A 19,930-nucleotide genomic window follows, 5' to 3' on the forward strand; every position below is an offset into this window, starting at 1 on the left:
ACGAAAGCAGGTTTTCGCCAAAAATTCTTACATAAAAAATATGAACAATAATAAAGGATTTAACTGGTTTTTTCCTATCGCGATAGGTGCCATTCTACTCTTTTTCTTCTCAAACATGAACAGCAATTCGGAGTCGAATACGATTGACGAAGATGCCTTCTACGCCTTAATGCAACAAGGCAAGGTGGAAGATGTAATGGTTTATAAAGACACCGAAAAGGCAGATGTTTTCCTCACAAAAGCCGCAAAAACGGAACTGGCCAGCAAACAGAAAGCAAAAGAAAAAGGTCCCTTTGATGCCTTCGATTTTGCAGAGAAACCGGACTATAATTTAAGCTTCGGCGATTTGCAGTTGTTTCTCGAAAAATTTGATAAAATAAAACAGGACAATCCGGCGATTACAACGAAAAAAGATTACGGCATCGGTAAAAACCCAATGACCGAGTTACTTTTCACCGCTTTGTTCTGGATCGCGATTATGGCGCTGTTTTATTTTGTGATTTTCCGCAAAATGATGGGTGGCGGTGGCGGTGGCGGCGGTGGCCAAATCTTCTCCATCGGTAAATCCAAAGCCAAACTCTTCGACGAAAAAGATAAAGTACAGGTTTCCTTTAAAGATGTTGCCGGTTTGGAAGGCGCAAAAGAGGAAGTTCAGGAAGTGGTAGATTTCTTAAAGAATTCCGAAAAATATACAAAACTGGGCGGTAAAATTCCGAAAGGTGTTCTATTGGTCGGTCCTCCGGGAACGGGAAAAACACTTCTGGCAAAAGCCGTTGCCGGTGAAGCAAAAGTACCTTTCTTCTCCCTCTCCGGTTCAGATTTCGTAGAAATGTTTGTCGGTGTAGGAGCTTCCAGAGTTCGGGATTTATTTGCGCAGGCAAAATTAAAATCACCTGCCATTATTTTTATCGATGAAATTGATGCTATTGGTCGGGCCCGGGGAAAGGGCAATATGACCGGCGGAAACGATGAGCGCGAAAACACCCTCAACCAGCTTTTAACAGAAATGGATGGGTTTGGAACCGACACGAACGTCATCATCATGGCAGCAACCAACAGAGCCGACATTTTAGATAAGGCTTTAATGCGAGCCGGACGATTTGACCGTTCCATCTATGTAGACTTACCCGAACTGCATGAAAGAAGAGAAATTTTCGATGTGCATTTGGCAAAAATTAAACTGGAACCAAATATCGACCGCGAATTTCTCGCGAAACAAACACCCGGCTTTAGTGGAGCAGATATCGCAAACCTTTGTAATGAGGCCGCACTTATTGCCGCAAGAAACTCCCACGAGGCAGTAACGAAACAGGATTTCCTGGATGCTGTCGACCGGATTATCGGTGGACTCGAAAAGAAAAACAGAGCCATTAAACCCTCAGAAAAAAGAAGAGTAGCTTACCACGAAGCGGGTCACGCGACCATTTCCTGGTTGGTAGAACATGCTGCGCCCCTTTTGAAGGTAACCATCGTTCCAAGAGGACGCTCTTTAGGTGCCGCCTGGTACCTACCGGAAGAAAGACAATTGACGACGACAGAACAAATGTATGATGAACTCTGCGCAACTTTGGGCGGACGGGCTGCAGAACAAACCATTTTCGGAAATATTTCCACAGGAGCACTTTCCGATCTTGAAAGAGTGACGAAGCAGGCCCAGGCCATGGTTACGATTTACGGACTCAATGATAAAGTAGGAAATGTTTCTTATTACGACAGCACCGGACAATCCGAGTACAGCTTCGGAAAACCTTACTCTGAGCAGACGGCTAAAATGATCGACGAAGAAATTTCGAAGATTATTGAAACGCAGTACGAAAGAGCGCTGCGTATTTTGACAGAAAATAAAGATAAACTCGACGCACTGGCTGCGAAATTATTGGAAAAAGAGGTTATTTTCCGCGAAGATCTCGAAGAGATTTTTGGCGAAAGAGCCTGGGATCCGGAACTTACGGAACATCCCGTCTCCAATACGCACAAAGGTGAAACGCCGGAAGAAGAGCCCGTGATCATTGCACCGGACTCTGGCACCCAACTTTAAAAAAAATAAATCCTGATATTTTATCTGAAAAATAACTTATCAGGATTTTTTTTGTTATTTACAGTATATCGGCAAATATTTTCTATTTTTGTAATAACAATCGCATAATCCATCGAAATTGAGTCTTTTTAAAAAAATTGTCGGAAAAATATTAAATCAACCTGAAGAGGACGATGGTCAGGATTTGATCAAACTTGGCGATCAACTGAAAAATGCAGACCTCGATTACAAGTTTGCACAGCTTTTTACCCATTCCGGCGGCTTTTTTAACTATTGTGCAGACGAGGCGGAAGCACTTCAAACCTTAAGTCACATTTTAAAGATTGAAGACATAAAATCTGTGTTCTGCTGGGATGCAGACTTAAAGAACTTTTTAGATGTGGTAAATGTTCCGTATACAAAGGAACTGGAACTTTTTAACGACTGTGCTTTTATTACGTGCGAATATCTCATCGCTTATGACGGGCGTATTATGTTGTCTTACAATAATATTCAACACTACCATTCGTCGCGTCTTCCCCAAAAAATCATCATCATGGCAAATGTGTCGCAGATTGTAAATAATCTGAACGATGCGATGGGCAAAATTAAACGCAACGGGAACATCCGTAATCTAACGTCGATCAGCGGAAGCAATTCCAAACTCGATACGCCGAATAAAGACAATACCAAACTTTTCTTACTTTTGCTCGAAGACTAAATTCTTTAAATTAGCATTTTAAAGCAAATCTTTTTAACTATTAATCATCAAACCTTGGATAAAAACTTAGTGCAGCGAATTTTCGGCGGATTGCTATATGGTTTTGTTGTTATTTTTTGTACCACGCCAATTGGGTCGCACCTCCTCGATAAAGTTTCGCCAAATCTTCTTTCTCAGGAGAATTTATTTTACGGACTCATTACCTTTTTTCTTTTTATGGGTGCCTGGGAATGCATGAGGATGATGAAATTTGATCCGAAAAGCTGGGAAAAATGGCTTGTTTTTCCCTTGATTGTTTTGGTGTTTTACCGTTTTTCCAAAAGATTTTTTCAGCATGGTTTTTATTTCGATTTTAATTTATCCGAAATTCTGGCGCTTTCGCTTATCGCTATTGCGGTGGTAACGCTGTTCAGATTTTCAAAAGAATTATACTTCGACAACGGCAAACTTATTTTTACCGTTATCTACACGGCTCTTCCGTTTGGCTTCACCTTGGGACTTCCGAAATTTTCCGCAGTAGACAATACCTTTACGTTAGAAGTCTTTTTCCTTTTCATTTTAATTTGGAGCAGCGACAGTTTCGCTTACTTCACAGGAAAATTTTTTGGGAAACACAAGATGGCCCCAAAAATTTCGCCGAAGAAAACCTGGGAAGGTTTCGCCGGCGGTGTAATATTAACTTTAGTTCTGGCTTTTTTTATTGAAGAATACAATCCTGATCTTCGCGGAAACTGGATGATCGTCGGCCTTTTGGTTGCCGTATTCGGACCGCTGGGCGATCTTGTCGAAAGCCAGTTGAAGAGAACGTTTGGTGTAAAAGATTCGGGAAATGTTATTCCAGGCCACGGTGGAATTTTAGATCGCCTGGATAGCTTTATTATCTGTGCTCCTGTCGTATATTTGTACTTTATTTTAGAAAAATTTATTTAGATCACGCATGAAATTACATAAAGAGTCCAAAGGAACCATCCTTGTTGCCACGGTTGTTTTCGCCTTGGTTGCGGTCCTTTCCATCTATTTCCTGAAAGACAATTCCCTTCTGGTCATCATTCCGCTTCTGGTGATTTATGGTCTTGTATTTTGGTTTTTCCGCGTTCCGAACCGCGACATTCAGGACCACACCGAAAATGTGATTGCGCCTGTGGACGGAAAAGTAGTCATGATTAAAGAAATTTTCGAAAGCGAACTTTTACAGGAAAAAGTTATTCAGATCTCTATTTTTATGTCGCCTTTAAATGTGCACATTTGTCGTTTTCCCGTTTCGGGGAAAGTAGTTTATAAAAAATATCACCCCGGCAAATACCTGGTCGCGTGGCACGAAAAATCCTCCACAGAAAACGAAAGAACAACTGTTGCCGTTGAAAGTTTGACCAATCACACTGTATTATTCCGCCAAATTGCGGGTTATGTTGCACGACGAATTGTTTTTAAATGCAATGAAGGCGACACCGCGCAGGCCGGCCACGAATTTGGTTTCATTAAATTCGGCTCCCGTATGGATGTTTTTCTGCCGCTTGATACAGAAATCATCTGTAAAATAGGTGACAAAACGAAAGGTGGAATCGATGTGATCGCAAAAATGAAAGAATAGAAAGCTTTTTAGAAATTAAATATGGTAAGCCGGAGCAGTTGTTTTGGCTTTTTTTGAAGACTGTCTTAAAGCAAAAAAAAGGAATCAACCTTAACGTTAATTCCTCAAAAATCGATTGTAAAAAAATTATATAGGGACAAAAATAACGGCTGCAAGCGCCGCCAAACCGATACCAACGCTGGACAGCAAATCTAATTTTTTAATTTCCCGAACTTCGCTTTTATTAATAACAACATCTTCACCCTGTTTTGTTTTGCCGTAAATTTTTCCATCATCCTGTTTCAAAACCTCAAGTTTATACCCTTTCGCATCATTGGTGATGATGGTATATTTTTCATATAACTCCAGCGAATTGGCCTGTATGGGTTTTTGTTGGCTCACCACACGCGTTTGGCAGGAGGTTGCACTTAATATTAAAAGCAAAATGAAGATCGAAAAGAACTTTTTCATTGTTTGAATATATTTTCTCAAATGTAATAAAATAAATACTCACTTTATAATTTTGCAGGACGATTGCTTTTATTTCGAATTCAGATCCTGCGCAATAATCCAGCCTTCGCTCCAGCACGCCTGAAAGTTAAAACCGCCGGTTACCGCATCAATATTTAAAACTTCGCCCGCGAGGTAAAAATTATCTAAAATTTTAGACGACATATTTTTGAAGTTGATCTCTTTTAATTCTACGCCGCCGGCGGTGACGAACTCGTCTTTATAAGTTGATTTGCCCGCGACTTTCATCACATTTTTGCAGAGATTCTGCAGAATGCTCTGGAGTTCTTTGGAGGAAACCGTGGAGATGTTTTTATCCGGATCTATTTTTGAAAGCCACAAAATGCGGTGCCAAAAGCGCGTCGTAATATCAAATATCTTTGAAGTTCCGATGGATTTCTTTGGATTTTGCTGTCGGAAGGTTTTGAAGATTTCTTCGGCATCTTCGGCATCAATGCCGAGAAAATTGACATGAATATCGAAGTTGTATTTTAAAGCGGCCAGTTCGCGCGCTTTCCAGGCTGAAATTTTCAGGATTGCGGGTCCCGAAAGTCCCCAGTGCGTAATCAACATGGGTCCGGATTCGTCCATTTTTAGTTGCGGAATGGAAACCTCGGCATAAGCGAAACTTGTTCCCATTAAATCTTTCAGCGTGTCGTTTTTAATATTGAAGGTAAAAAGCGAGGGCACGGCTTCTACAATTTGATGTCCTAAATTTTTGAGGAGTTTTAAAGATCTGGGAGAACTTCCCGTGGCATAAACAACGTAATCTGCGCTAAATTCTCCGTTGGAAGTTTTGATGATATATCCGCCGTTATCTTTTATGATTTCTGAAACTACGGATTGCGTTCTCACCTCAAAGCCTTTGCTTTTTACTTCGCTCACCATCGCATCGATAATGGTTTGGGAGGAATTGCTTTCGGGAAAAATACGGTTATCGTTTTCGATTTTTAAGGGGACATTTCGCTCCTCGAACCACGCCATGGTATCGCCCGACTGAAACTGATGGAAAACACTCAGCAATTCTTTGTTGCCGCGCGGATAAAACTGAACGAGTTCTTTCGGATCGAAGCACGCATGCGAAACATTGCATCTGCCGCCGCCGGAGATCTTCACTTTCTGCAAAACATCGGAATTTTGCTCCAGGATGATGACGTAGAATTTATTTTCGTCGAGGTTAGCTGCACAGAAAAATCCGGCTGCACCGCCGCCGATGATGAGAATTTTTTTCTTTTTCAATGGGATAAAGTTTCACGCAAAGCCATTAAGTTTTTACGAAATTTTCGCAACGGGCGATTTATAAAACGCCTAACATTTTTGACTTTGTGGTTGCTGCAAAAATACGATTTTTCTAACCCATGTTTAATGCGTAATTTTGTAAATTATTAATAATGCTTTGATTGAGGCGGAAACCGCGCCCCAGCTTGAACGGAGCTCTTTTTGTGACGAGGAACGAGGAGCAAAAAAGCGGGAGTGGAAGCTGGATGAAGGCGCCCAAAAAAATTACCTTAAAATATGTCTGACTATCACTATAAATTCGAAGTTCGCTGGAGCGATATCGATGCGAACAAACACCTGGCGAATTCGTCTTACGTGGAATATTGTGCGCAAACGCGCATGGCTTTTATGAATACGCACAAAATGGGCTTGAAAGAGCTGAACCGCTGGGGAATCGGACCTGTAATTTTGCATGAGCGGTATTCTTTTTTTCGAGAAATTTTACCGGATGAAACGGTATATGTGACCGCAGAAATCGCCGGAATGTCGGAAGACGCGAGTATTTATCAGTTCGTGCACAAATTTTATATGCCAGACGGCACGCACTGCGCCACGGCGGAAGCCACAGGAGTTTGGATCGACACGATGCTACGGAAATCTACCACGCCACCGGATGATATTTTGGAGGTGATGAAAGAATTTGGAAAACAAGACATGAAAATCCTGACGAGACAGGACCTGAAAGACCTGCCATTTAAACCGGAAAATGTGGAGGCTTTTCATAAACGAAATACGTTTACGTGGAAAAAAGACAGTCCGGAGAAAACGCAGGAATAAGCTGACGTTCAGAAACAATTTTCGACCTTAAAAAAATTAAAAATTATGCTTGAAGATAAAAACCCACAGATGACGCCTATTTCAGCCTATGGCGAATTTGGTCTGATCAAACATTTAACCGATAACTTTAGTTTTGAAAATACTTCTACGGAAATCTCCATTGGCGATGACGCGGCAATGATTAATCCCGAAGGTCAGCACGTGGTTTTTACCACGGATATTTTGGCGGAAGGGGTTCATTTTAATCTGGGTTATGTACCGCTGAAACATTTGGGTTATAAAGCCGTTGTGGTAAACCTTAGCGATATTGCGGCGATGAACGCGACGCCCACGCAGATTATCGTGGGTTTGGCAGTTTCTAACCGTTTTCCGGTGGAAGCTCTGGAGGAAATTTACGAAGGCATCGCATTGGCCTGCAAACGGTACAAAGTCGATTTGGTGGGGGGCGATACTACAAGTTCTACTTCCGGTTTGGTACTAAGCGTTACCGCAGTTGGTTTGGAAAATGCGGAAAACATCGTGAAACGAAGCGGTGCGAAAGCAAATGATCTCCTGGTCGTCACCGGCGATTTGGGCGGCGCGTACATGGGATTACAGATTTTGGAGCGGGAACATTCCGTTTATTTGGCGAACCCGCAAATGCAGCCGGAAATGGAAGGTTACGATTATATTCTGGAACGACAGCTGAAACCTGAAGCAAGAACAGATATCAAAAAAACATTGAAGGATCTGGACATCAAACCTACGTCGATGATTGATGTTTCTGATGGTTTATCTTCGGAAATTCTGCATTTGAGTGATCAAAGCAAAGTGGGTTTTCATTTGTATGAGCAAAAAATTCCGATGGATTCGCTAACAATTTCCACGGCGGAAGAATTGAATTTAAATCCCGTGATGTGTGCTTTGAGCGGCGGCGAGGATTACGAACTGCTTTTCACGATTGCGCCGGAAGATTTTGAAAAAATAAAAAATCACCCGGATTTTACAATTGTTGGTCATGCCGTAGATTTAACGCAGGGAAATTATCTAATCGCAAGAGGAAGCAACGAACTGATTCCGTTGAATGCGCAGGGTTGGGATGCGTTTTTGAATAAGTAGATTTTCGGCCACAAAGTTATATTAGTTTTCAACGTGAATACATACTATTTAAAAGTGCAGATAATTTTTTAACTTATTGCCACGAATGCACGACTATCCGGTTTGATACAGAATTCATTCAGAGGAGTTTATAATTATGGTAAATCCTGAAGAATTTGAAAATAATCTATCCGATTGCAATTGATATACTATAAGCGGCTTCTATTTGGAGCCGCTTTTTTGATGGAAATACCTGCTGTTAAATATTTTTGCTAAAGCCAAATCATCGCGAACGCAAAAAGCGGGCTTTAGCCAGCTCTATTGATATTAAATCTGCTCTTCTGGGAATTTACTTTCCCAGTCGTATAATAGATTCTATTTATAATCTTTGCTGCTTCTTCGCGGTTCTCTCTGCTCCGGCCATTTGGCAGGTTCTCCTTTTTCATTTAAGGGCATTGCTCTTTTTTCCCGGCTTGTAAATTCCGGATCTTCGGAAGCCATGTAAGCCAAAGTCGCGGTGAGAATGACGTTATTTTTAACCTCATCAAAAACGATCTTATCATAAGTATCTTTCGTCGTATGCCAGGTGTATCCGAAATATCCCCAGTTCAGGGAACTCAAAGAAAATCCCGGAACGCCCGCCGCCACAAAAGAAGCGTGATCGGAACCGCCACCACCCGGACTTCCGGGGAAGGTAGATTTAATTTGATCTTTAATATTTTTCGGCACGGCATTCAGCCAGTTGCCGATATATTTGTATGAATCTACGAAGCCCTGTCCGCTGATATCAACTACGCGTCCGGTTCCATTATCCTGATTGAAAACCGCCTGAACGCCCTTCATTATTTCGGGATTGTCTGCAACAAAACCGCGGGATCCGTTCAAGCCCTGCTCTTCGCTGCCCCAAAGTCCAACTACAATTGTTCTTTTGTTGTTCGGATAGTATTTTTTCAGGATACGGATGGTTTCCAACATGGTTAGAACGCCTGTTCCGTTATCGGTTGCTCCCTGTGCGCCGTCCCAGGAATCGAGATGTGCAGAAAGAATCACGTATTCATTCGGTTTTTCTTTGCCTTTGATCATTCCAATGGTATTGAATGAAGGTGCGTCGGGCAAAACTTTGGACTGTGTCTCGATTTTCAGTTTTGGTTTTTCGCCATTTTGTGCCATTCTGTAAAGCATTCCATAGTCTTCGAGTTCTATATCGAACATTGGAATTTTTTGGGTTTTCGCGCCAAAAATACGGTTTGCACCCATGATTCCGGTCCAGTTGGAAATGGCGATTCCGGCGGCGCCGGCATTTTCTAAAGCTTCGGGTAACGTGTTGTTATCGTAACCAATGTTCTTCACATACTCGCGGAAATCTTTTGAAGCCTGGTCTTTTTCGGCTTTTAATTTTTCATATAATTCGGGTGTTGCAAACTCTTTGATCTGCTCATCGGAACGACCGATTTTTTGATACTGCGCCATTAAGACAATTTTGCCTTTTGCCGTGGCAAGCCAGCGATCGAAATCTGTCTTGGATGAAACATTGGGAAGGATTACCACTTCGGCTTCGATGGGCCTTTTGGTAGCCGGGCTCCAGGCCAATTGGGTTGCGACTAAGGTTTTCACTCTCGGATAAACCATATCGACGTGCGTAATGCCGCGTTGCCAGCCTTTCCACGTGCCGAACTGCTGCAGATCTGCGTCTACACCCCAGGATTTCATTTTTTCGGCGGTCCATTTGTTGGAGGCAAGCATTTCCGGCGTGCCAATAAGGCGCGGCCCGATTTTATCCAAAAGTTCGTGCGCCATCGTTTCGAGTTGCGAATTGTTTTGGGTTTCGTTAACAAAGTTTTGCACGACAGGATTGAGGGTTTCTGCACCTGTTGTCTGTGCAGTTGTAAGGGAAATTTGCGCGGACAGGAGCAGCGCAGACATCGATAAGAAAAGGTTCTTCTTCATATTTTTTACTAAGTTTCGCATAAAGATACTTAATTATGTGAATCTGAAGAAATAGAAAAGCCAGACTTGGTTGAAAAGCGCAGTCTGCGGCCGCGATAGCAGCGGTTACCCCGCAAGGAGGCGGCGGAACGCAGTGGAGCCGCCGACTGAGGAGTATGAGCGGATAGCGCGAATTGTCCGCCCAAAAAAATCCCACTCAAAGAAATGGGATTTTATATTGTTCTGAATGCTTTTTTAATTATGCATTTGGCTCGATAGATACGTATGATCTGTCGTTTGCTTTTTTTCTAAAAACTACTTTACCATCAACAAGTGCATGCAAAGTGTGGTCTTTTCCCATCCCAACATTTAAGCCTGGGTGATGCGTTGTACCTCTTTGTCTTACGATGATGTTACCTGCGATAGCTTCTTGTCCTCCGAAAATCTTTACGCCCAATCTCTTGGAATGCGATTCTCTACCATTTTTGGAACTACCAACTCCTTTCTTATGTGCCATTTTATTTTAAGGTTTTTTGGTTTAAATTATTCAGCGGTTTCGCTGTCGGATTTGTTTGTTGTTTTCTTAGCTGCAGGAGCTTCTTCCGTTGCTGCTGCTTCTTTTTTCGCTTTTGGCTCCGCGTTTTTGGTCTCTTTCTTCTCAAAACCTGTAATACCGGTGATTTGAATCTGAGTTAAAGACTGTCTGTGGCCATTTTTCTTTTCGTAACCTTTTCTTCTTTTCTTTTTGAAGATGATTACTTTATCCGCTTTCACGTGATCTAAAATCTCGGCATCAACAGTGATACCGCTTACAGCTGGGGCGCCGATGGATGTAGAACCGTTTACAGTAAGAAGAACTTTATCGAAGGAAACTTTTCCTCCTTTATCTCCTTTCAAACGGTTTACAAACAACTTCTGGTCTTGCTCAACTTTATATTGAAGCCCTGCTATTTCTACAATTGCAAACATTGTTTATAAATTTTGTTAGTTAATTCGAGGTGCAAAAATAAGAAATTATTCTGAATTATACACAAATTATTAAAAATAAGTAGAATGAATACTTTAACGATTGCTAAGAAATCATTTCGCTTTAGTCCCGCGGAAAATTTTCGATGCCGCTCAATGCTCTGGCGCCTTGTCCATTTTCGTTTTTGCTGATCACCGTAATATCTCCCGTCGGCTCCAGAACAATGGCTTCTATTTTATCAAGATTGGGGAAACCGGCTTCGCGCACGGATTTGTTGATGTGTTGCTGCGAAACCCGTTCTTCGCGCAAAACTTTTTTGAAAAAGTGCCCTTTGTAAAATAGCAAAACAGGATCGTTGCTGATGAGATCTTTAAATTTTTTACTGCGCAAAGAGATGTACGTAAAGCAATATTGCAACGCAATTAATAAGGCAATAGCCAGCAATCCTTCGGCGAGCGGCGTGTCTTTGCTTAAAATCAGCGAGCTCAGAATAGATCCCAGCGCAATGGTCACGATAAAATCGAAGGCGTTCATTTTTGCCAAAGTTCGTTTCCCCGAAATCCGCAGCATAATAATCACCACGATGTACGCCAAAATAGTCGTCACCGTAATGCGCAGAATTCCGTCCCAGCTCTCAAAAAAAGTATATTCCATAAAATAATTTTTAAATAAATTCAGTCGTAAAGTTATTCCAAAACACCGCTAAAAATAAACATTAATCTTTATTATCGCCCTTTCGAAAATCAAAAGTCTTATTGCAGCTATTTTTTAATTAAATTTGATTTTTCCCACCGTTTATGAACAGAGATTTATACATCGACTTTGCAAAGGGCATCGCCACGCTTTCCGTAATTTTTATTCACACCGTTTTTTGGTCCGGACAATATTATGTTCCCACGGAACTGCGCGTTTTGTCTTTGTTGATCGATGTTCCGCTTTTTTATGCGCTCAGCGGCCTCACTTCCGGCAGCAAAGTCGAGAAAACCCTCTACCGATTGCTGAAACTCCAGATCACCTATATGATTTTCGTGACCTTTCTTTTCTTTCTGGATTATTCCTTCAAGGTTTTTGGTTTGAATTTCTTCGGTTTGGACTGGATGAAAAATTTTTACTCCACATTTGGAGCCAAATACGTTCCACAAAGTATTTCCGATGTGCCGCAGTGGCAAAATCTGGGCAACTGGTATCTCCATCAATACACGAACGCAGATACGTTCCCTGTGGTGATGGGAAGTTTTTGGTATTTGAAAGTTTATTTTATACTGACGGTTTTCGGCGTTTTGGTGCTGAGATTTTTTTCAAAACACATCAACTGGTTTATTGCCCTGTGTCTTGGGTTAACACTGCTTTTCAATCTGCTGCCTCACTATTATCCGACCGGCCAAGTGGGCTATGTTGCGTTTTATCTGGGCGTATTCCTGGTTGCGCACCAACTGAAAGGAAAAAAATTCCAGCAAAGTGGCTGCCATTTCTCTATGGAATCTTAGGCGTCATTTTAATCTTTCTCTATTGGGATTTCGGGAAAGACCTTTTTATGCGGATGAACAAGTTTAAATTTCCGCCGAAACTGCTATATGTTTTCTGGACCAGCTTTTCTTTGCTAACGTTGATGGTTTTGTATAACCGCGTGAAAATGAGCAAACCGAATTTCGTTACCTACATCGGGCAAAATGCGATCTTCTTTTATTTTGCGCAGGGAATGAGTTCGTCTCTTGTTTATTTCGTGGTAGTTCAGCTGAACGGTGAGTTTGCGTGGTGGATTCTGCTCATATTTATTTATCTTTTGAATGTGCTGCTGGCGGTTCTGCTCGCCGTCGGGCTAAAAAAACTCGACACATTCGGTTGGAAGATCTTAGAGTTTTTGCGAAAAAAAACCGCCTCAATTATTTGAGACGATTTTAATTTATACCTAAGTATAACAAGTGATTAATCTTTTCTACCGTTACCTCTGGCAACAATTGCGATGATCACAATAAAAATTAATGCTCCAATTACCCAGTAAATTGGGTTTGTAAACCATTGCTCGGTAGTGGTGGTCTTGGACGATGTGGTTGTAACATCAACGCTTGGTGTTGTTTCTTGTGCAAAGGCTAAAGCGCTGAAAAAGAAGGTGAGAATCAAAATTCCAAAACGCTCTAATTTTCTTGTTAATAATGTAGTGTTCATAATATATTTTTTAATGTGTTTGCTATTCTTCAAGTTTTATGCCACGATAGTCGTAATTTATCATTTAGCAAGTTACTTTACGATGCATCATAGCGTCTTTTCATCTTAATATTCTTTAAATTTGCCGAAGATAAAAAGACGAAAATGTTTAAATTGAAACTTTTAACGGATCCGAGATGGGCCAATATCGCCGAAGGAAATCTGGAAGAAATCCTGACCGATCACGCCTGGTGCGAGCAAAAAGCTACTACCAATGCCATTACCATTATTACGATGGTTCCCGAATATCCCGAAATCATCACCGAGTTGCTGAAAATTGCCCAGGAAGAACTCGAGCATTTCCAAATGGTACACGAAATCATTAAAAAACGCGGCTACACGTTCGGCAGAGAAAGAAAGGACGATTATGTAGGGCAGCTTTTTAAATTCATCGTGCAGGGAACACGCGAGAATTATATTATCGACCGCATGCTATTTGCCGCGATGATCGAGGCCCGAAGCTGCGAACGCTTCAAAGTTTTAACGGAAAACATTAAAGATAAAGAGCTGAAAGCTTTTTACAAAGAGCTCATGATTTCCGAAGCGGGCCATTACGCCACTTTCATTGGTTTTGCGCGCCAACTGGGAGATCCCGAAACCGTGAACAAACGCTGGGAAGAATGGCTGGACTACGAAGCGGAAATTATAAAGTCTTACGGTAGAAAAGAATCCATTCACGGTTAATTTTTTCTGCACATCGTTCTGAAATTTCCTATTTTTACAAAGTCCTCCTTTAACTGTATGCAAGAACCTCCCCTCATTCAAAAACGAACGCACGAGCAGCTCGTAAATACATTGGTAAAATCCTTTTTCCAAGGTTTGCTTATTATCGGGCCGTTTGCCATTACGATCTGGATTATCTGGTACATCGTATCGAGCATTGATAATATTATTCCGTCCGTTTCGGAACGAATGTATCCCGGAATTACTTTTATCATCGTGATTTTAAGCACCACGCTCATCGGATATTTGGGGAATAAATTTATCATCGGCCGGGTTGTGGTCGACAGTTTCGATTATCTTCTGGAACATACGCCCGGTATCAAATTCATTTATACGTCTTTAAAAGATGTCATGACGTCTTTTGTAGGCGATAAAAAGAAATTTAACCAACCGGTTCTTATTAAAACCACCGAAAATCCCGCCATCTGGCGCATCGGCTTTTTAACGCAGAGCGATTTGTCCTCCGTGGGTTTTCCGAATTACGTGTCGGTTTATCTGCCGCATTCCTACGCCGTTTCGGGTTGGGTTGTTTTTGTTTTGGCGACGAATATTGTCGTTCTGGAAAATGTAAGCGCCGCGCAGGCCATGAAATTTGCCGTCAGCGGCGGTGTGGCGGGATTTCATTCAGATGATAACGTCTTCAAAGCACCCGAATAATTTTAATGGATAATTAGTAATAAGCGATAGGTAAAATTTTACTTATCGCTTATGTATGGACTTTTAATTACTCATTAACAATTATTTATTACGCATGAAATTACCTTACGCAGAGCCTTACAGAATCAAAATGATCGAAGAAATTCGTCAGTCCACGTCCGAAGAACGAGCCGCCTGGCTGAAAGAGGCCAACTTTAATTTATTTAATTTAAAATCCTCACAGGTTTTTATTGATCTTTTAACGGATTCCGGAACGGGCGCCATGAGCGACCAGCAATGGGGCGCTTTGATGACGGGCGATGAAAGTTATGCGGGATCCAGAAGTTTCGAATCCCTGCACAAAACGGTACAGCAAATTACCGGGTACAAATATCTTTTACCAACGCATCAGGGTCGTGCGGCGGAAAATGTTCTGTTTTCTGTTTTGGTGAAAGATGGCGACGTCATTCCCGGAAACTCCCATTTCGACACGACAAAAGGCCACATCGAGATCCGAAAAGCCCACGCTTTGGACTGTACGATCGATGAAGCGTTTGATGTGGATGATCTTCATCCCTTCAAAGGAAATATCGATTTAGAAAAATTAGAAAACGTTTATAAAAGTCACCCCAAAGAAAAAATCCCCTTTTGTTTAATCACGATTACGTGCAATTCTTCCGGCGGGCAGCCCGTTTCCTTAGAAAACATCAGAGCCGTAAAAGAGCTTTCCGACCGTTACGGCATTCCGATTTATTTTGATTCCGCACGATTTGCGGAGAACGCATACTTCATCAAAATGCGGGAGAAACGGCAGGAAAACCGAACCATCAAAGAAATCGCGAAAGAAGTTTTTTCTTATGGTGTCGGCATGACGATGAGTTCAAAAAAAGACGGTCTGGTCAACATCGGTGGATTTATCGCTTTGAATGACGAAAATATTTTCCGCGAAGCTTCCAATTTCACCATTATTTACGAGGGTTTCATCACCTACGGCGGAATGGCGGGCAGAGACATGAATGCTTTGGCCGTTGGTCTGAACGAAGCCACAGAATTCGCTTATTTGGAAAGCCGTATTTCTCAGGTAGAATATCTCGGAAACAAACTCATTGAGTTCGGAATTCCCGTGCAGAAACCCATTGGCGGGCACGCTGTTTTTATTGATGCTCTGGAATTTCTACCAAATATTCCACGCGAAGAATATCCGGCGCAGACTTTAGCGAACGAAATTTATCTCGAAGCCGGAATCCGAACCGTCGAAATCGGGACTTTGCTGGCCGACCGCGATCCTGCGACGCGCGAAAACCGGTATCCAAAACTCGAACTCGTCCGTCTGGCGATTCCACGCCGAACTTATACGAACAATCACATGGATTATATTGCCGTGGCCATTAAAAATGTTTTCGACCGGAAAGCAGAAATAAAAAAAGGGTACAATATTGTTTGGGAATCTGAGATTTTAAGGCATTTTACGGTGAAGCTGGAAGAAGCTTAAATTGCGGTAACCGCGGCTGTCTTATGCTTTACGTCCTTGCGAGGCGCGACCAAAGGGAGCGACGAAGCAATCCCATAATTCAAAGCGTCATCCTAGAACCTCGGGATTGCTTCGCTACACTGCGTTTCGCTCGCAAGGACAAGCCGCAAATCAAGGAAAACCATTATCAAATGTGAATTCAGCGCAGACCTCATCATACAAATCTCGCCATTGGGGATTGAAATTGTTGATAAGATCTAACTTTTTCTGGCGCGAACCCGCCTTTAACTGTTTTTCTCTTACAATAGCGTCACCAATTTCCTGAAATGCTTCCCAATAAACTAGTTTTTCAAGATTATACATCGCAGAAAAACTCTTCTTGTATTTTTTCTGCTTGTGCTCAAGAATTCTTCTGGGAAGGTCGGAGGTCACACCAATATAAAGTGTGGTGTTGTTTTTATTCGCGAGAATGTAGATAAATCCGGGTTTCATACCTTATTACATTTAAAAAGCGTCCTTGCGAGGAGCGACCGAAGGGAGCGACGAAGCAACCCCATAATTCAAAGCGTCATTGCGAGGAGCGACCAAAAGGAGCGACGAAGCAATCCCATAATTCAAGCGTCATCCTAGAACCTTGGGATTGCTTCGCTCCACTGCGTTTCGCTCGCAATGACGCTTGCCGATTAAGCTTCCTGCAAATTTTCATGTTTTTTTACCAGATCCTGTTGCACATTCGGCGGAACCAATTGGTATTCCGAAAATTTCATGGTGAATTTCGCTCTTCCACCCGTGATGGAGCGCAGCGTAGAACCGTAATCGTGCATTTCTGCAAGCGGAATTTCTGCTAAAATTTTTTGGTAATGGCCTTCCGAATCCATTCCGGAAATTAAGGCGCGCCGGGTTTGCAAATCGCCCAACACATCGCCCGTATCTCCGTCGGGACACAAAATTTCTACGGAATAAATAGGCTCCAGAAGTTGAGGTTTTGCATGCCGGAAGCCTTCCTTAAAAGCCCCGGAAGCTGCCAGTTGAAACGAAATATCGTTCGAATCCACGCTGTGCATTTTACCGTCGTAAACGGTAACGCGAACATTCTGACAATGCGAACCGGTTAGCGGCCCTTCTTTCATCTGCTGCATGATACCTTTTTTAATGGCACCGATGTAGCGGTTATCGATGGCGCCGCCCACGATGCACCAGTAAAAAGCGAGTTTTCCGCCCCACGGCAAATCTTCGATGTCTTTCTGACGGATATTAAGGCCGGTTGGTTCTTCCATTCCCTCATAGTAATTCTCCACCTTCATGTGAATTTCTCCAAACTGGCCGGAGCCGCCCGATTGTTTCTTGTGGCGGTAATCGGCGTCGGCTTTTCCGGTAATGGTTTCGCGGTACGGAATTCGGGAATTATCAAAATTCATATTCACACCGTATTCTTTTTGCAGGCGCTGTTTTACTAAATCCAGGTGCAGTTGTCCTTGTCCGTGGAGAATCGTCTGTCGCAATTCGGCAGACTGCTCCACCTTCAACGTGGGATCTTCCTCTTCGATTTTATGCAAGGCACTTACAAGTTTTTCCATGTCGGAGGACGATTCACTCGAAATTGCTTTCCGGATTCGGCTTTCCGGGAATTCCATAGGGCGGACTTTTCGGTCGACGCCTTTGGCATTTAAGGTATTGTTGGAATGTCCGTTTTTTAATTTGACGGTAGCACCCAAATCTCCCGCTATCAGTTCATTCACCGGTAACCGGTCTTTTCCTTCAGCGATGAAAAGTTGAGAAATCCGTTCTGTTTCGCCGTTGCTAGCGTTGATGAGTTCATCGCCGGGTTTAAGTGTCCCGCTTAAAACTTTAAAGTAAGAAACCATACCAACCTGCGGTTCGGAACTTGTTTTATAGATAAATATCGTGGTTTTATCTGTGGGATCATAGGAAATTTCGCCACCGTTTTCGAGTTTTCTGGCAGGGCGTTCCGCGGGGGAAGGTGCGATATCGTCAATAAAACCCATCAGTCTGCCGCTGCCCATATCTTTTAAACCGCTCGTTACGAAAACCGGGAAGAACTGCTGTTTCGCCAAAGCGATCGTAATCCCTTTCGCGAGTTCTTCTTCGGAAAGACTGCCTTCCTCGAAATATTTTTCCATTAAACCTTCTTCATTTTCTGCCGCGATTTCTACCAAAGCATTATGCATTTCTTTCGCCTTTGTGAGTTCGCTTTCGGGGATGGATTTTTTCTCCGGCTTGCCGCCCTCTTTCGGAAATTCATACATCACCGTGCGCAAAGCATCGATAATAGCGTTAAAATTTTCACCGGAATTATAGGGATATTGAACCGGAATCAATTTGGAACCGAATCTTTCTTTTGCCTGCGCCAAAGTTTTTTCGAAATCGGCTTTCGGGTGGTCCATTTGATTGATGACAAAGATTGCCGGCGTTTCATATTTCTCTACATATTCCCAAACGAGTTCCGTCCCTACTTCGACACCATTGGCGGCATTGAGAACGATAATTGCGGTATCCGCCACTTTTAAAGAGGAAATCACTTCGCCCACGAAATCATCAAAGCCGGGCGTATCGATCATATTAAGTTTATTATTCCGCCAGTTCACAAACATTTGATGCGAAAAAATGGTTTTTCCTTTTTCGTGTTCCAGGTCGGTATTGTCGCTCACCGTATTTCGTGCCTGAACGCTGCCACGGCGCTTAATCGCCCCGCCTTCGTACAGCATGGTCTCAATCAAAGTAGTTTTCCCACTGTCCGAATGACCGAGTAAAACTACATTCCTTAGGTTTTTTGTATTAGCACTCATCATATTTAGTTTTTAATTATTGTTATGGAAATGCTAAAAAGGAAATGGCCGGCATTTGATTTTTAGAAACTTAAAGTTACAAAACATTTAAATTGATTCAGCAATAAGGAAAAGCTAAAGGGTGATTTTTAACATCATCAGATTTACATCTGAAAATAGCGCATAAAAAAGAACGGACAAATTGCCCGTTCCTGTAAGAATTAAAAAAATTGTTTTTTTACTTAATTAAACCGAGTTCTACCAGTCTTTCGTGCAGAAATTCGCCGGCAGTCGTATCTTCATACAGTTTGGGATTATCTTCATCAACGCAGTTTTCCAAAGCACTTAATGACATCTCGCCAACGGGATGCATAAAAAACGGAATGGAATATCGCGAAGTTCCCCACATTTCGCGCGGCGGATTAACAACCTGGTGAATGGTGGACTTGAGTTTGTTGTTGGTTAATCTAGATAACATATCCCCTACATTGATCATGAGCTCATCGGGTTCGGCAATCGCGTCGATCCACTCGCCGTCGTGATTCATCACCTGAAGACCTTTTCCCTGTGCGCCCATCAAAAGCGTAATCAAATTGATATCGCCGTGTGCCGCTGCGCGAACCGCATTATCAGGCTCAGACGTGATTGGCGGGTAATGAATAGGTCTCAAAATTGAATTTCCTTCGCCCACATATTGGTCAAAATAAAATTCGTCCAACCCCAAATGCAGCGCCAGCGCCCGCAGAACATAAATACCTGTTTTTTCCAGCATTTTGAATGCTTCTTTCCCGACGGTGTTGAATTTTGGATTTTCCTGTACTTCCACGTTGTCCGGGTAAACTTCGGCGTATTTCGAACCGTTTTCCAGATACTGACCGAAATGCCAGAATTCTTTTAAATCGCCTTTTTTGAAACCTTTTGCGGTTTCTTTACCAAATCCCACGTAGCCACGCTGTCCCCCAATGCCGGGAATCTCGTATTTCTTTTTGGTTTCGACGGGAAGTTCGAAGAAAAGCTTTACTTCTTCATACAGTTCGTCGACGAGTTTCTCGTCCAGAAAATGGCCTTTAAGGGCTACAAAGCCGATTTCTTCGTATGCTTTTCCGATTTCATTTACAAATTTTTGTTTGCGTTCCGGGTTACCCGAAAGGAAATCACGCAAATCCACACTTGGGATCTGTTTCATTTTGTTTGATTAAAGATTCGGCGGTAAAATTAACATTTTTTAGATTAAAATTGATATTATGAGTAAATTTGCAACTCAAT

19 protein-coding genes and 1 pseudogene are annotated in these 19,930 nt (G+C 42.3%); 10 read left to right on the top strand and 10 right to left on the bottom strand.

The window, feature by feature from the left end:
* Positions 1-40: 40 nt before the first annotated feature.
* The 4 genes from ftsH to L0B70_RS05010 all read left to right on the top strand — a co-directional run bounded on the left by ftsH (position 41) and on the right by L0B70_RS05010 (position 4,329).
* The gene (gene ftsH, locus L0B70_RS04995; protein ID WP_235143194.1) at positions 41-2,038 is read left to right on the top strand and encodes an ATP-dependent zinc metalloprotease FtsH; all 1,998 of its coding nucleotides are present in this window, start codon (positions 41-43) and stop codon (positions 2,036-2,038) included.
* A 118-nt stretch (positions 2,039-2,156) separates the two neighbouring features.
* Positions 2,157-2,738 (top strand): LUD domain-containing protein, encoded by a 582-nt coding sequence (locus tag L0B70_RS05000; RefSeq protein WP_235143195.1) that lies wholly within the window; start codon positions 2,157-2,159, stop codon positions 2,736-2,738.
* 54 nt (positions 2,739-2,792) lie between these two features.
* Positions 2,793-3,668, top strand: coding sequence for a phosphatidate cytidylyltransferase (locus tag L0B70_RS05005; protein WP_235143196.1), 876 nt, complete (start codon positions 2,793-2,795; stop codon positions 3,666-3,668).
* A 7-nt stretch (positions 3,669-3,675) separates the two neighbouring features.
* Positions 3,676-4,329 (top strand): phosphatidylserine decarboxylase family protein, encoded by a 654-nt coding sequence (locus L0B70_RS05010; protein ID WP_235143197.1) that lies wholly within the window; start codon positions 3,676-3,678, stop codon positions 4,327-4,329.
* A gap of 126 nt (positions 4,330-4,455) precedes the next feature.
* On the opposite strand, the gene L0B70_RS05015 is transcribed toward L0B70_RS05010, so the two are convergent.
* On the bottom strand, positions 4,456-4,779 hold the full coding sequence (locus tag L0B70_RS05015; protein WP_235143198.1) for a bacteriophage spanin2 family protein: 324 nt from the start codon (positions 4,777-4,779) through the stop codon (positions 4,456-4,458).
* 69 nt (positions 4,780-4,848) lie between these two features.
* Complete coding sequence (locus L0B70_RS05020; RefSeq protein ID WP_235143199.1) at positions 4,849-6,057, bottom strand: NAD(P)/FAD-dependent oxidoreductase; 1,209 nt, start codon at positions 6,055-6,057, stop codon at positions 4,849-4,851.
* A 276-nt stretch (positions 6,058-6,333) separates the two neighbouring features.
* Between L0B70_RS05020 and L0B70_RS05025 the strand changes: the two genes are divergently transcribed.
* Positions 6,334-6,873 (top strand): thioesterase family protein, encoded by a 540-nt coding sequence (locus tag L0B70_RS05025; protein WP_235143200.1) that lies wholly within the window; start codon positions 6,334-6,336, stop codon positions 6,871-6,873.
* Positions 6,874-6,918: 45 nt separating this feature from the next.
* Positions 6,919-7,971: a thiamine-phosphate kinase gene (gene thiL, locus L0B70_RS05030; protein ID WP_235143201.1), complete on the top strand. Its 1,053-nt coding sequence runs from the start codon at positions 6,919-6,921 to the stop codon at positions 7,969-7,971.
* Between the two features lie 354 nt (positions 7,972-8,325).
* Here the strand turns inward: thiL and L0B70_RS05035 are convergent, their stop codons facing one another.
* The 4 genes from L0B70_RS05035 to L0B70_RS05050 all read right to left on the bottom strand — a co-directional run bounded on the left by L0B70_RS05035 (position 8,326) and on the right by L0B70_RS05050 (position 11,497).
* Positions 8,326-9,897: a M20/M25/M40 family metallo-hydrolase gene (locus L0B70_RS05035; RefSeq protein WP_235143202.1), complete on the bottom strand. Its 1,572-nt coding sequence runs from the start codon at positions 9,895-9,897 to the stop codon at positions 8,326-8,328.
* A gap of 238 nt (positions 9,898-10,135) precedes the next feature.
* Complete coding sequence (gene rpmA, locus L0B70_RS05040) at positions 10,136-10,393, bottom strand: 50S ribosomal protein L27 (protein ID WP_235143203.1); 258 nt, start codon at positions 10,391-10,393, stop codon at positions 10,136-10,138.
* Positions 10,394-10,419: 26 nt separating this feature from the next.
* A complete protein-coding gene (gene rplU / locus L0B70_RS05045; protein ID WP_235143204.1) occupies positions 10,420-10,845 on the bottom strand; it encodes a 50S ribosomal protein L21 in 426 nt (141 codons plus the stop codon).
* Between the two features lie 121 nt (positions 10,846-10,966).
* Positions 10,967-11,497: a DUF421 domain-containing protein gene (locus L0B70_RS05050; RefSeq protein ID WP_235143205.1), complete on the bottom strand. Its 531-nt coding sequence runs from the start codon at positions 11,495-11,497 to the stop codon at positions 10,967-10,969.
* Positions 11,498-11,640: 143 nt separating this feature from the next.
* Here L0B70_RS05050 and L0B70_RS05055 point away from each other — a divergent pair.
* Positions 11,641-12,734, top strand: a pseudogene (locus L0B70_RS05055) (acyltransferase family protein).
* Positions 12,735-12,769: 35 nt separating this feature from the next.
* On the opposite strand, the gene L0B70_RS05060 reads toward L0B70_RS05055, so the two are convergent.
* Positions 12,770-13,009, bottom strand: coding sequence for a hypothetical protein (locus tag L0B70_RS05060; protein ID WP_235143206.1), 240 nt, complete (start codon positions 13,007-13,009; stop codon positions 12,770-12,772).
* Positions 13,010-13,153: 144 nt separating this feature from the next.
* Between L0B70_RS05060 and L0B70_RS05065 the strand changes: the two genes are divergently transcribed.
* The 3 genes from L0B70_RS05065 to L0B70_RS05075 all read left to right on the top strand — a co-directional run bounded on the left by L0B70_RS05065 (position 13,154) and on the right by L0B70_RS05075 (position 15,899).
* On the top strand, positions 13,154-13,732 hold the full coding sequence (locus L0B70_RS05065; RefSeq protein ID WP_235143207.1) for a tRNA-(ms[2]io[6]A)-hydroxylase: 579 nt from the start codon (positions 13,154-13,156) through the stop codon (positions 13,730-13,732).
* Positions 13,733-13,789: 57 nt separating this feature from the next.
* A complete protein-coding gene (locus tag L0B70_RS05070) occupies positions 13,790-14,428 on the top strand; it encodes a DUF502 domain-containing protein (RefSeq protein WP_235143208.1) in 639 nt (212 codons plus the stop codon).
* Positions 14,429-14,522: 94 nt separating this feature from the next.
* Complete coding sequence (locus L0B70_RS05075) at positions 14,523-15,899, top strand: tryptophanase (protein ID WP_235143209.1); 1,377 nt, start codon at positions 14,523-14,525, stop codon at positions 15,897-15,899.
* A gap of 150 nt (positions 15,900-16,049) precedes the next feature.
* Here the strand turns inward: L0B70_RS05075 and L0B70_RS05080 are convergent, their stop codons facing one another.
* The 3 genes from L0B70_RS05080 to L0B70_RS05090 form a co-directional block, all read right to left on the bottom strand.
* Positions 16,050-16,370 carry a GIY-YIG nuclease family protein gene (locus tag L0B70_RS05080; RefSeq protein ID WP_235143210.1) on the bottom strand — a complete coding sequence of 107 codons (321 nt, stop codon included), beginning with the start codon at positions 16,368-16,370 and terminating at the stop codon, positions 16,050-16,052.
* Positions 16,371-16,561: 191 nt separating this feature from the next.
* Positions 16,562-18,688 carry a translation factor GTPase family protein gene (locus tag L0B70_RS05085; RefSeq protein ID WP_235143211.1) on the bottom strand — a complete coding sequence of 709 codons (2,127 nt, stop codon included), beginning with the start codon at positions 18,686-18,688 and terminating at the stop codon, positions 16,562-16,564.
* Between the two features lie 214 nt (positions 18,689-18,902).
* Positions 18,903-19,850, bottom strand: a complete 948-nt coding sequence (locus tag L0B70_RS05090; RefSeq protein WP_235143212.1) for an isopenicillin N synthase family oxygenase — start codon at positions 19,848-19,850, stop codon at positions 18,903-18,905.
* Positions 19,851-19,930 lie beyond the last annotated feature (80 nt).

The organism is Kaistella sp. 97-N-M2 (assembly GCF_021513235.1).
Lineage (GTDB): Bacteria > Bacteroidota > Bacteroidia > Flavobacteriales > Weeksellaceae > Kaistella.

Bases quoted from the DNA above. Each gene is read 5' to 3' on its own strand.
- L0B70_RS05015 (WP_235143198.1), bottom strand. From the start codon at position 4,779: ATGAAAAAGTTCTTTTCGATCTTCATTTTGCTTTTAATATTAAGTGCA.
- L0B70_RS05090 (WP_235143212.1), bottom strand. From the start codon at position 19,850: ATGAAACAGATCCCAAGTGTGGATTTGCGTGATTTCCTTTCGGGTAAC.
- L0B70_RS05010 (WP_235143197.1), top strand. From the start codon at position 3,676: ATGAAATTACATAAAGAGTCCAAAGGAACCATCCTTGTTGCCACGGTT.
- L0B70_RS05035 (WP_235143202.1), bottom strand. From the start codon at position 9,897: ATGAAGAAGAACCTTTTCTTATCGATGTCTGCGCTGCTCCTGTCCGCG.
- L0B70_RS05085 (WP_235143211.1), bottom strand. From the start codon at position 18,688: ATGATGAGTGCTAATACAAAAAACCTAAGGAATGTAGTTTTACTCGGT.
- rplU (WP_235143204.1), bottom strand. From the start codon at position 10,845: ATGTTTGCAATTGTAGAAATAGCAGGGCTTCAATATAAAGTTGAGCAA.
- L0B70_RS05060 (WP_235143206.1), bottom strand. From the start codon at position 13,009: ATGAACACTACATTATTAACAAGAAAATTAGAGCGTTTTGGAATTTTG.
- ftsH (WP_235143194.1), top strand. From the start codon at position 41: ATGAACAATAATAAAGGATTTAACTGGTTTTTTCCTATCGCGATAGGT.
- L0B70_RS05050 (WP_235143205.1), bottom strand. From the start codon at position 11,497: ATGGAATATACTTTTTTTGAGAGCTGGGACGGAATTCTGCGCATTACG.
- L0B70_RS05075 (WP_235143209.1), top strand. From the start codon at position 14,523: ATGAAATTACCTTACGCAGAGCCTTACAGAATCAAAATGATCGAAGAA.
- L0B70_RS05065 (WP_235143207.1), top strand. From the start codon at position 13,154: ATGTTTAAATTGAAACTTTTAACGGATCCGAGATGGGCCAATATCGCC.
- thiL (WP_235143201.1), top strand. From the start codon at position 6,919: ATGCTTGAAGATAAAAACCCACAGATGACGCCTATTTCAGCCTATGGC.
- L0B70_RS05070 (WP_235143208.1), top strand. From the start codon at position 13,790: ATGCAAGAACCTCCCCTCATTCAAAAACGAACGCACGAGCAGCTCGTA.
- L0B70_RS05025 (WP_235143200.1), top strand. From the start codon at position 6,334: ATGTCTGACTATCACTATAAATTCGAAGTTCGCTGGAGCGATATCGAT.
- L0B70_RS05080 (WP_235143210.1), bottom strand. From the start codon at position 16,370: ATGAAACCCGGATTTATCTACATTCTCGCGAATAAAAACAACACCACA.
- rpmA (WP_235143203.1), bottom strand. From the start codon at position 10,393: ATGGCACATAAGAAAGGAGTTGGTAGTTCCAAAAATGGTAGAGAATCG.